The sequence below is a fragment of the Methylobacterium mesophilicum genome (assembly GCF_022179445.1).
Taxonomy (GTDB): Bacteria; Pseudomonadota; Alphaproteobacteria; order Rhizobiales; family Beijerinckiaceae; genus Methylobacterium; species Methylobacterium mesophilicum.
In genome coordinates this window covers 1-10,351 of the sequence record NZ_BPQU01000066.1, presented here as the reverse complement: position 1 = coordinate 10,351, position 10,351 = coordinate 1, and the positions used below count along the sequence as shown (strand labels likewise).

Genomic DNA, 10,351 nt, shown 5'->3' with positions numbered 1-10,351 from the left:
TACGCCATGCCGGATCGCCGACCCGCGCCAAAGCGGTCGTTCGGCTCTGCGCCCAAATCGGTCATTCGAAACACCATCGGCGATCCCCTGAAGCGGACGTCAGGAACTCTCATCCTAGTAGCTACCCGCGTCCAACGCCGCACAGCTGAGATCAAACAGGTCAACGGCTTTCACTCGATGCGCACAATGTCCGTTCAGGTTCGGTCCGGGATATCCAGATCGAGCAGTGCTGAGCCCAGCCCCTTACCGTGTGCATCTAGCGCCAACGAGCGCGTCACGCCGCCGCCCAGGGCGCCCTTCAACACGAAATTCAGCGCCCCGATCTTGGGTAGCGCGTAGCGGATGACCTCGCCGATCACGATCTCGCAGAAGTGCTCCTTCACCCGCTCGGGCGTGACATGCGCCTCGAGATGCCCGTAATCCGCCATGTCGTAGGCGATCAGCGCGATGTTCGACGTATTGCCCTTGTCTCCGGTGCGGGAGTGGGCGAGCGCGCGCAGCTTCATTCTTGAGTCTCCCGGCTCTCAGGCTTCAACGAACTGCACGCGCGGCCGGGCGAGCGTCGCCGGGACAAGGACCGACTGCACCGCCACCACCTCGCGTGCCGACTTCCAGGCGCCGCCGCCGCCGGCCGGCCCGTTGGTGTAGAGCGTCTCGACCTCGTTGCCGATACGCACCGCCTCGGCGAGGGTCTCGGTGCGACCGGCGACGCGGAGCCGGACCTCGTATGGCTCCCGCCCGCCCGACAGCGCCTCCCCGTGCAGGCTATCGACGCCGATCAGGTCGCAGCGCAACTCGCTCACCACCACGCCAGTGAGCGCAAGGCGCTCACGCACCACCTCAAGGGCGAGCCGACCTCGGGCCAGGGCGCCGGTTCCGGCGTAGGAGATCTGCCCCTCGCCGATGTAGGAGTCGACGTACCCGACTGAGACCTTCAGGAACCCAGTCGCCGGCGAGCCCGTCGCACCTGTCGCCCGCACGCGATTCGGGCCGATCTGTTCCATCTCGACCTCGGAGAAATCGCCGACCACATCAGGCTGGAGATAGCGGGCCGGGTCGTGCACCTCGTAGAGCATCTGTTCTTTGCAGGTGGCGAGGCTGATCCGGCCACCTGATCCGTCGACCTTCGTGATCTCGACTGTCCCATCCTCCGCCACGATACCGATGGGAAAGCCGAGGCGCGCCAGACCTGGGACGTCCTTGCAGCCGGGATCGGCGAAGTAGCCGCCGGTAATCTGGCCGGCGCATTCGAGCAGATGGCCGACGAGGGTGCCGCGGCCCAGGCGCTTCCAATCGTCCATCGCCCAGCCGAACTCGTGAACCAGGGGAGCGAGGAACAGGGCCGGATCGCCGACGCGGCCGGTGACGACCACGTCGGCCCCGTCCGCGAGGGCTGCGACGATCGGGGCCGCGCCGAGATAGGCGTTGGCCGAGACGATGCGGTTGCCGAGGCTGGCCGCTGGCGCGCAGCTCTCCTCCAGTGTGAAGTCGCCGGCTCGCACCGCGTCGAGCAGGTCGTCGCCCGTGACGGCGGCGATCCTCAGCCCGGTAAGACCGAGGTTCCGCGCCAGTGTCTGGGTCTTCTGCGCGGCGGCGATCGGGTTGGCCGCGCCCATGTTGGTCACGATGCGGATGCCGCGGGCCCGGCACGGCGCGAGCACCGCCCGCATGCGAGCCTCCAGCAGCGGGTCGTAACCGCCCTCCGGGTCTTGCAGCTTGGCCTGCTGAGCCAACGCGATTGTGCGCTCGGCCAAGCACTCGAACACGAGATAATCGATCTCGCCCCTTTCTGCGAGTTCGACTGCGGGCTCGATACGGTCGCCGGCGTAGCCCGCGCCGGCGCCCAAGCGGACGGTTCTCATGGACGGATCTCCGCTGTCAGAGGGGGAAGACGCCGAGGACGACGCAGGCGAAGGTCATCACCACCGAGGCCGCGAGCAGGAACGGGAAGGTGAACTTCTGGTGGTCGGCGAGATCAATCCCGGTCAGGCCGCAGACCAGGAAGGTCGCCGGCGTCAGCGGGCTCACAGGAAAGCCCGTGGTCATCTGACCTAACAGCGCGCCCTGCGCGACCTGTACCGGCGGCACGCCGAGCTGGTGGGCGACCTCGGATACGACGGGCAGGACGCCAAAGTAGAACGAGTCCGGGTCGAACAGCATCGACAGCGGCATCGACACCAGGCCCAGCGCGAAGGGGATGTGGCCGCCCATTTCCGGCGGCACGAAGGTCACGGCGGTCTGGGCCATCGCCTTGAGCATGCCGGTGCCCTGCATGATCCCGGTGAACACGCCGGCGGCCAGGAGAATCGAGGCCATTAGGATCGCGGCTTTGGCATGCGCGTCGATGCGCTGACGCTGGGCGTCAACCTGCGGATAGTTGATGATCAGCGCCAGCGCCGTGCCGAGCATGAACATCAGGGCCGGTGGCACCTTCTCGGCCATGAACACCATCGTCCCGAGAATGGCGACGGTGAGTAAGATGTTGATCCAGAACCGGCCCGGACGGCGCAAGGCTCGCTCTGCATCGCTCAGCGTGCGGGCAATCGTAGCCGAGCCGGGGGCGATCCCCGCGGCGGCGGTACCGGGAGCAAGCGCGAGACGACGCTCCTCCCGCAGGCCGAGCCAGTACGAGACGGCGAAGATAAAAACCAAGCCGACCAGTTGCACCGGCACCAACGGCGAGAAGATTTCCGGGACCGGCAGCTTAAGCGCAGCCGAGGCGCGGATCATCGGCCCGGTCCAGGGCAGGAAATTGACTCCCGCCGCCATCGACGCGGCGCATGCCAGGATCCGCCGGTCGATCCCGACCCGGTCGTAGAGCGGCAGCATTGCGGGAATGGTGATCAGGAAGGTCACCGCGCCCGAGCCATCGAGATGAATGAGCAGGGCAAGCAGGGTGGTCCCCGGCACGATCCGGGTCGGGCGCGTCCCGACAGCAGCGAGGATCCGATCGACGATCGGATCGAGCATTCCTGCGTCGCTGACGATGCCGAAGAACAGGATCGCGAACACGAACATGCCGACGACACCGGCGAGGTTCTGCAATCCGGTCAGGACGAACTTGCCGGTGTCGAGCCCGAACCCGCCGATCAGCGCGGCCGCCACCGGTATGACGATCAGGGCCACAAGCGGGGACATGCGCTTGGTCAGGATCACGGCGAGCAGCAGCGCAATCGTGCACAAGCCGAGCAAGGCCAGCATCTGTTCCTCCCGATGGACTGCAGCGCTGTTTGAGTCCGCGCTTCTGCCCGACCAGAAAACGGTGAGGTACTGCATGATGCAATTGAAAAGATCGGATGGCAGGGATAGCCGGAGATTATGGATCTCAATCTGCGACAGGTGCGGGCCTTTGTGTCCGTCGTCCAAGCCGGAAGCTTCACCCGCGCCGCCGCCCTGCTGAACCTGTCCCAGCCTGCGCTCACGGTGCAGGTTCAGCGCCTTGAGGAGATGCTCGACGCACGTCTCCTCGACCGTACCAGCCGCACGGTCGCGCCGACGCGCCTTGGCCGCGAGTTGCTGCCGGTGTTTCTTCGGGTCCTGCGGGACCTCGACGCGGTAGTGATCGACACCCGCGATCTTGCAGTTCAACGCCACGGGATTGTGCGCGTCGCAACGCTGCCATCCTTCGCGGCGAGTTCGCTATCGGAGGCGATCGCTCTCTTTCGTGCCGCGCATCCGCGCATGAAGTTCGTGATCAAAGACGTGATCGCGCAACGGGTGCTCGACCTCGTACGAAGCGAGGTAGTCGATCTGGGTATCGTCGGCGGCGATATCTGCGATCCGGAGATCAGTGTGCTGCATCGGACCAATGATATTTTGCACGTGGTCTATCCCCGCGACAATCCGATCAGCGTGTTGCCGAACGTCACCGTCGAAACTCTGGCCGCGTATCCTCTGATATTGATGGATCCTGCCACGAGCGTGCGGACCGTAGTCGATTTGGCATTTACCGCAGCTGGTCGGCTCCCCATCGTGGCCTGCGAGGCGACTTACATGATGACCGCAGTCGGCATGGTTCGGGCCGGCCTCGGCCTGACGATCCTACCTGGCTCGGCGCGTGAGATACGGGCTGAGCCCGAACTTCATTCGCGTCCGATCGATGATCCGCACTTCAAGCGTCCGGTCTGCCTGATCAAGAAAGCAGGCCGGACGATACCCACAGCTGCCGAGGCGTTTTGCATGCTGTTGTCAGGACTGATCGTACACCCGGTGGGTTAGTCGGGCTGAACCATGCCAGGTTTCCCGGAGGCTCCCACGCTTGAGAGGATGGAGCGATGACGAAGTGACCCCCACCATATTCCCCCGAGATCCGCGCCCGAGCGGTGCTGATGGTACTGGACCCACCAAGGCGATCGCGGCATCGCAGCGACTAAGGCTGCGCTGGCCGGGACGGCGTATGTCTAGGCAGGAAGGAGATGCAGCCTTTACGCCTTCGACCTAGATGGCAGCGGCCGGATCAGCGTGGTGATCAAGCGGCATTCCGACTGCGGCGTGTTTTGCCTCACGGTGGTGATCGACGGTAAGGACTTCGCGTCAATCCCGCGAGGGCGGTCTGAGCCTGACCTTGGTCGAGAAGTTCGCACAGTGTCTCGGTGGCCGGGTCTAACGTGGCTCGCCGGAGCGCGGAACACGGTCGGCCACATGTTTTCCGATGCCGCTTCGAAGTCGATCGCGTTGCCCGATGCCTCGCGACCTACCGGTCGGACGGCCGGAGAGCCAGCACGTCGGCCAGGGTCACCGGTCGGTTGATTTAGCTGCATAGATGCACGAGCGTCGACTGCCGGAAGCGGAGATCGGCCGTGACTTCCTCCTCGATCCAATCGGGCTTGATGAACGTCTGAGCCTCATGCGTGGGTTCGACTTCGGCCGGCGTGATGCCCGCGAGCGCGCCCCGGAAGACGTCCACCTCCCCACTCAGACCGGCGTATGGAACGCAATACCGGGTCTTCTCGATCAGGCACCTGACGCAGACATCTTGCAGCATCGCCTCGGCGTCGGTGGGCGGGATCTCGTACTCGAACTCCGGTCTGGTGATGCCCCCGTGGACGCGGCTACCTTTTACCGTCAGCCAGGCACGGTCCGTATCAAGCGGTACGCGAACCTTGCCGCGCGCGAACTGGCCGACCAGTCCATCTTGAGGTTACGGGCGCCCTATGCTGCGTCCCGCCACCGTTCGTTCGCCATCAGAAACTTCCGCTTGATCTTGAACCGCATGCCGCTCCCGGACCTGAGTGAAGCGCACGGTTAGTCCGTCAGGTCTAGCGACAGCCAACCAAGGCGTTCGGACCGGGCGCATCGGGTTCATCATGATGTCCGAATAATCGCCAAGCCGCAGATCTGGCTCATCGGAGAAATTCGCGCAGAGGAAGTCATGAATCGTCTCACGTGGGATAATATCTGCCGTCCCTCCGCTGTCTCCGCGACGGCACTCGTAGCTATTCTGTTGGATGTAATGCTGACCGCATAGCGCGATGGAATGTCCGACACCCTTGGACTCACTTCGCTCCCTGCTTGTCGTCCCGAATGCCAACGCCCTTTCACCTGTCCCGCATTACGCTGCGTATCGCGATATTTGATGTCGAAGAACAGAACGGCATTCAAGAACCTGGACATCAAGGGGCGGAAAATTAGGTTCCGATTGTATTCCGCCCGAATGGAAGGTCATAGGCCGGAATTCGGCACGCGGGATAAGCACGATACCTCTAGACCGTCACCTCATCGTCACGGAGGCACTTTAATCCCCGATCAGCGAAATAAATTCTCAAGGTGCCCATGCCCGACGCAATCCTGGCACCGACCGGCACAGTTGGGCCTGTGATGGCCGGTAAACCCAAGCTCGATCACGGCATTCATCCCGGAGGCATCATTGCCTTCCTGCTCGTGCTCGTCGCAGGGCTCGGCTACGCGGTGTTCAGTCTGATCGCCGACATGAACGCCGTCCACCAGGAGCCCCTAGCACTGGGCGCCTTCGCTCTCCTGGGGCTCGCGCTGCTGATCGCGCTCGCCTTCGAGTTCGTGAACGGGTTCCACGACACTGCCAACGCCGTGGCCACGGTGATCTACACCCACTCGATGCCGCCGCTGGTGGCAGTGATCTGGTCCGGGACCTTCAACTTCCTCGGCGTGCTGCTGTCCTCGGGCGCCGTCGCCTACGCCATCGTCACCCTGCTGCCGGTGGAGCTGATCCTCCAGGTCGGCTCGGGCGCTGGCTACGCAATGATCTTCTCCCTGCTCATTGCGGCCATCCTCTGGAACCTCGGGACCTGGGCCCTCGGCCTACCGAACTCCTCGTCGCACGCGCTGATTGGCTCGGTGCTGGGCGTCGGCCTTGCCAACCAGCTGATGGGTGGCCAGGACGGTACATCTGGGGTCGACTGGACGCAGGCGCTCGGCGTGTTCAAGGCACTCGCCTTCAGCCCGATCTGCGGCTTCGTGGCTGCCGCCTTACTGCTTCTCGCCCTCAAGTTCACCGTGCGCCGCAAGGACCTGTACGAGGCCCCCAAGGGCGACGCCCCGCCCCCGCTGTGGATCCGCGGCCTCCTAATCCTGACCTGCACCCTGGTGTCGTTCTTCCACGGCGGCAACGACGGCCAGAAGGGCATGGGCCTGATCATGTTGATCCTGATCGGCGCGGCGCCCACCGCCTACGCCCTGAACCGGACCATGAACGCCGATGCGACTCCGGCCTTCGTCCAGACCTCGGATGCCGCCAGCAAGGTGTTCTCGACCTATTCCGGTGGCGGGGTACGGCCCGACGCCGCCCAGGCCCGCAAGACGGTCGCCGACGCGCTGAAGGCGAAGGAGCTCAACAAGCCGGAGGTGTTCGGTGCTCTGTCCGCGCTCTCGACCGACATCGCGGCGTCGGTGAAGGGCTACGGCTCGCTCCAGCAAGTTCCGGCGGGAGCGACCTCGAACGTGCGTAACGACATGTACCTCGCTTCCGACGCGATCCGCCTGCTGCCGAAGAGCGGCGCGACGCTGTCCGAGGCCGAGGCCAAGACGCTGAAGGGCTACACCGAGCTCCTCAACGAAGGCACGCGCTACATCCCGAGCTGGGTGAAGGTCTGCGTCGCACTGGCGCTCGGCCTCGGCACCATGGTCGGCTGGAAGCGGATCGTCGTCACGGTCGGCGAGAAGATCGGCAAGACCCACCTCACCTACGCCCAGGGCGCCTCGGCCGAGATCGTGGCCGCGGGCACCATCGGCCTCGCAGAGCTCTATGGCCTGCCGGTCTCGACCACCCACATCCTGTCGTCGGGCGTCGCAGGAACGATGGCGGCCAACGGCTCGGGCCTGCAGATGTCCACGGTGCGCAACATGGCGCTGGCCTGGATCATGACGCTGCCGGCCGCGATCCTCATCGCCGGGACGCTGTTCTTCATCCTGCGCCACGTGTTCTGAGACGGATGGAGGCCGGCACCGCGACAACCGCTCGTCGCCTGTGCGACGAGCCGGCGCTTCCGGGGCTGCTATGGGCGATGCGCTTCGATGAGAGTGGCTGCGGTCACCTCGTCGAGCACGGTGAGGCGCTGCCTGCCCCAGGGAACTTCGGCGAGGCATTCACCTGGCTGCACTTCAACCTGAACGACGCGCGATTGCCGGCCGTGATCGACGAAGGACGCCTCGGCCCGCCCCGTCTCGCAGCCGCGGCCTTCGCTAGCGATCCGCACCAGCGCCTCATCGTCGAGGCAGGCCATATCGGCGGCGTCGTGGCCGATCTCGTACGGGAGGCCGGTGAAGGCCCCAGGATCGACGCCGGCGGGCGCTTACATTTCGTCATGGGGCCGCGCCTGCTCGCGAGCGGCCGGCGACATCCCGTCCTCGGACCGGACCTCGCCCGTGACGCCGCTGTTGACGGTCGCGGCATCCTGGCGCCGATCCAACTGCTCGACGTCATCGTCGGGCAGGTCGTGACCTCGATGGCCGATACCGGCGCTCGCCTGGCCGATGAGCTCGACGAGATCGAGGACCACATCCTCGACGAGCGCGTTCGCGGCGAGCGTCGACGCCTCGGCCCGATCCGTCGGGACGCGGTCCGGCTGCACCGGCAGTTGCTGGGACTGCGCGCGGTGTTCCATCGCCTGGAGACCGCTTCGGCCGACGAAGAGGTCCCGGATGCGGCCATCGCCGCGGCCACCCGGATCGCGCAGCGGCTCGACGCGCTTGATCGCGACATGGTCCTGCTCGCGGACCGCAGCCGTCTGATGCAGGAGGAGCTGTCCTCCTATCTCGCGCAGGCCTCGAACCGGCAGCTTTACATGCTGTCGGTGCTCACCGCGCTGTTCCTGCCGCCGACGCTCGTGACCGGGCTATTCGGCATGAACACCAAGAGCCTGCCGCTCGCGGACAACGAGGCCGGCTCCACCGTGGCCATCGCCATCGCCTGCCTCTCGGCGGTCGTCGCCTACGCGCTGATCCGCGTCCTGGGCATCCGGCCGCCGCGGGATTGAGCAAGGAAGCGCGTGCGGCTCAGTAGCGGGTGATGGCGCGAAGGCCGAACACCAAGGCGTTGCGCACCCGGCTGCCGTCGGGATCGCGGGGGTTTGAGATTCCGCCCCCCGGATGGACGACGTACTGCACGGTCGGCTGCAAGGCGATGCCGGGAGCGAGCACGGCCTGATAGGTTGCCTCCAGCAACAGCTCGGCGCTGCGGCGTGGGGCGGGCGTCGCGCTCTGCAGGGCGGCAATCGCGTCGAGCCGCCGCGCCACGCGGGAGATGTGCGTAACGCCAATGCCGAACCCGAGGGTGTCGTCCGAGCGACCGGGGAAAAGGCCGCGATAGGCAATGCCACCGTCGAGGTAGAAATCCACGAGGTTGCGGTCGCCGGGGGACGCCGAGGCCCGCAGGAACACGCTGGCGCCGTCGTTGGGATCGTTCGGCTCCTGGTAGATCGTCTGGTCGATTACCCCGTAGATTCCAGAATCTTCCGAAACCCTTCGGCCGAGTCCGCTCACGGGGTCGGGCATGAGGGCATCGACGCGGCCGAACCGGTGCCAGCCCCCGAACGTCACGGTGCCGGGCAGGCCGGTGTCGCCGGGGCGGGCATTGTAGGCGTATGAAACTTCGGCGATTACGAGCGGCGGATCGGAGACCGGAAAGCGGGTGCCGTTCGGGTTGCGGCGCTGCGGGTCGATCCCGGAGCGCGGGTTGCCTCCGCCGGGCGTGCCGTCGATCAAGCTCGCCTGGAACGAGAGCTCCCGGGTCGGTACGTACTTCAGGCGGACGGTTGGCGCCGAGAGCGGGTAGGCCGGCCCTCCGTCGGTCATGTTCGCGGCGAATATCGCCGGCCAGCCGAAGGTGCCGTTGGTGAACAGGATGCTGGTCTGGCTCACCATGTACTCGGTGTCAGCGGAGAGCTGGCCGACGCGGAGGAACAGCCGGTCGTCGAACAGGCTTTGCTCCAGCCAAAGTTCGGACAGGCGCGAGGCGGGCAGGGCCTCGATCTCGCTGATGGTCATGAGGTTGCCGACGCGCGAGCGAGAGGTGCCGCTTCCCTGGATCTGGTAAACCGTGGCGTGGGCCGTGGTCCCTTTCCATCCGGCCAGGGTGTCGAGATCCACGTCGACGTCGAGATCGAGCAGCGTCAGGCCTGTAGAGCCGCGTCGCAGTCCGCCACGAACATCGCGGTAGGTCTCCGCCACCGTGATCAGTCCGAAGGTGATCCCGTGGCGTTCCAGGAAGGAGCGGTATCCTCCCGGGTCGCCTGCAGCCCCGAGTAGGGGCTGGAACGAGGTCGTCACCTCCGCCGCACGACCGGCCGAGAAGACGGGCTGGGCCACCGAAGTCTGCGGATCACCTCCCGCGCCGGAGGGCGAGCCGATGGCTATGCCTTCGGCCGCAAGCCGTGCAGCCGTGGCTCGTGCCTCAACTCCCTCAGTTTGGGCCGCGCCTAGGTTTGGCGGCAGCCAGAGGGCAAGCGCAACGACGGCAATGATGTTGGTGCGGCGGGAGGAACGCACCTCGATCTCCGATCCGGTTGGAAGCCAGAGCATCTACACAGCTCATCACCGTTCGACGACACGGAGGTCGCTGGAATCATTTACGGCTTTCCGTCGGCATTTATGAGCGTTCAAGCCTTCGTAACGGCTCATGACTAGGAGACCCGCCTCGCCGAACCGGTGGTGTCAACCAGCCCCTACCATGCCGAAGCACCTCTGGATCGATCCGCACAACCCCTACGACCAGCATGAGGTGATGGCGGGGTTCGAGCTGCATGGACTGGTTCCCGCCACGTCGCAGTCATAGACGAACGCGACGACGACCTCCTGGCCGAGCAAAATAGGCGCGCCAAGCCGTAGGGTCTGGACTCGATCAGCACCAGAACGCGATGACGGCGGCGAGAGCGAGGGC

At 65.5% G+C, this 10,351-nt stretch carries 8 protein-coding genes; 4 read left to right on the top strand and 4 right to left on the bottom strand.

Annotated elements, in window-relative coordinates; all coding sequences use genetic code 11:
- Nucleotides 1-194: 194 nt before the first annotated feature.
- Genes MFF40_RS28000 through MFF40_RS27990 form a run of 3 tightly spaced genes read right to left on the bottom strand, consistent with a single transcriptional unit; the run spans nt 195 to nt 3,201 of the window.
- Nucleotides 195-506, bottom strand: a complete 312-nt coding sequence (locus MFF40_RS28000) for an AtuA-related protein (protein WP_147853226.1) — start codon at nt 504-506, stop codon at nt 195-197.
- Nucleotides 507-524: 18 nt separating this feature from the next.
- On the bottom strand, nt 525-1,862 hold the full coding sequence (locus MFF40_RS27995; protein WP_147853225.1) for an acyclic terpene utilization AtuA family protein: 1,338 nt from the start codon (nt 1,860-1,862) through the stop codon (nt 525-527).
- A 16-nt stretch (nt 1,863-1,878) separates the two neighbouring features.
- A complete protein-coding gene (locus MFF40_RS27990; protein ID WP_147853251.1) occupies nt 1,879-3,201 on the bottom strand; it encodes a CitMHS family transporter in 1,323 nt (440 codons plus the stop codon).
- Between the two features lie 117 nt (nt 3,202-3,318).
- Here MFF40_RS27990 and MFF40_RS27985 point away from each other — a divergent pair, with 117 nt between their 5' ends.
- The 4 genes from MFF40_RS27985 to MFF40_RS27970 all read left to right on the top strand — a co-directional run bounded on the left by MFF40_RS27985 (nt 3,319) and on the right by MFF40_RS27970 (nt 8,450).
- A complete protein-coding gene (locus MFF40_RS27985; protein WP_147853224.1) occupies nt 3,319-4,218 on the top strand; it encodes a LysR family transcriptional regulator in 900 nt (299 codons plus the stop codon).
- Nucleotides 4,219-4,762: 544 nt separating this feature from the next.
- Nucleotides 4,763-5,248: a hypothetical protein gene (locus tag MFF40_RS29110; protein WP_378996595.1), complete on the top strand. Its 486-nt coding sequence runs from the start codon at nt 4,763-4,765 to the stop codon at nt 5,246-5,248.
- A 524-nt stretch (nt 5,249-5,772) separates the two neighbouring features.
- Entirely contained in the window at nt 5,773-7,401 is a 1,629-nt protein-coding gene (locus tag MFF40_RS27975; protein WP_147853223.1) for an inorganic phosphate transporter, read from the top strand.
- A gap of 5 nt (nt 7,402-7,406) precedes the next feature.
- On the top strand, nt 7,407-8,450 hold the full coding sequence (locus MFF40_RS27970) for a transporter (protein WP_238263083.1): 1,044 nt from the start codon (nt 7,407-7,409) through the stop codon (nt 8,448-8,450).
- 19 nt (nt 8,451-8,469) lie between these two features.
- On the opposite strand, the gene MFF40_RS27965 is transcribed toward MFF40_RS27970, so the two are convergent.
- The gene (locus tag MFF40_RS27965; RefSeq protein ID WP_147853222.1) at nt 8,470-9,993 is read right to left on the bottom strand and encodes a carbohydrate porin; all 1,524 of its coding nucleotides are present in this window, start codon (nt 9,991-9,993) and stop codon (nt 8,470-8,472) included.
- Between the last annotated feature and the right edge of the window lie 358 nt (nt 9,994-10,351).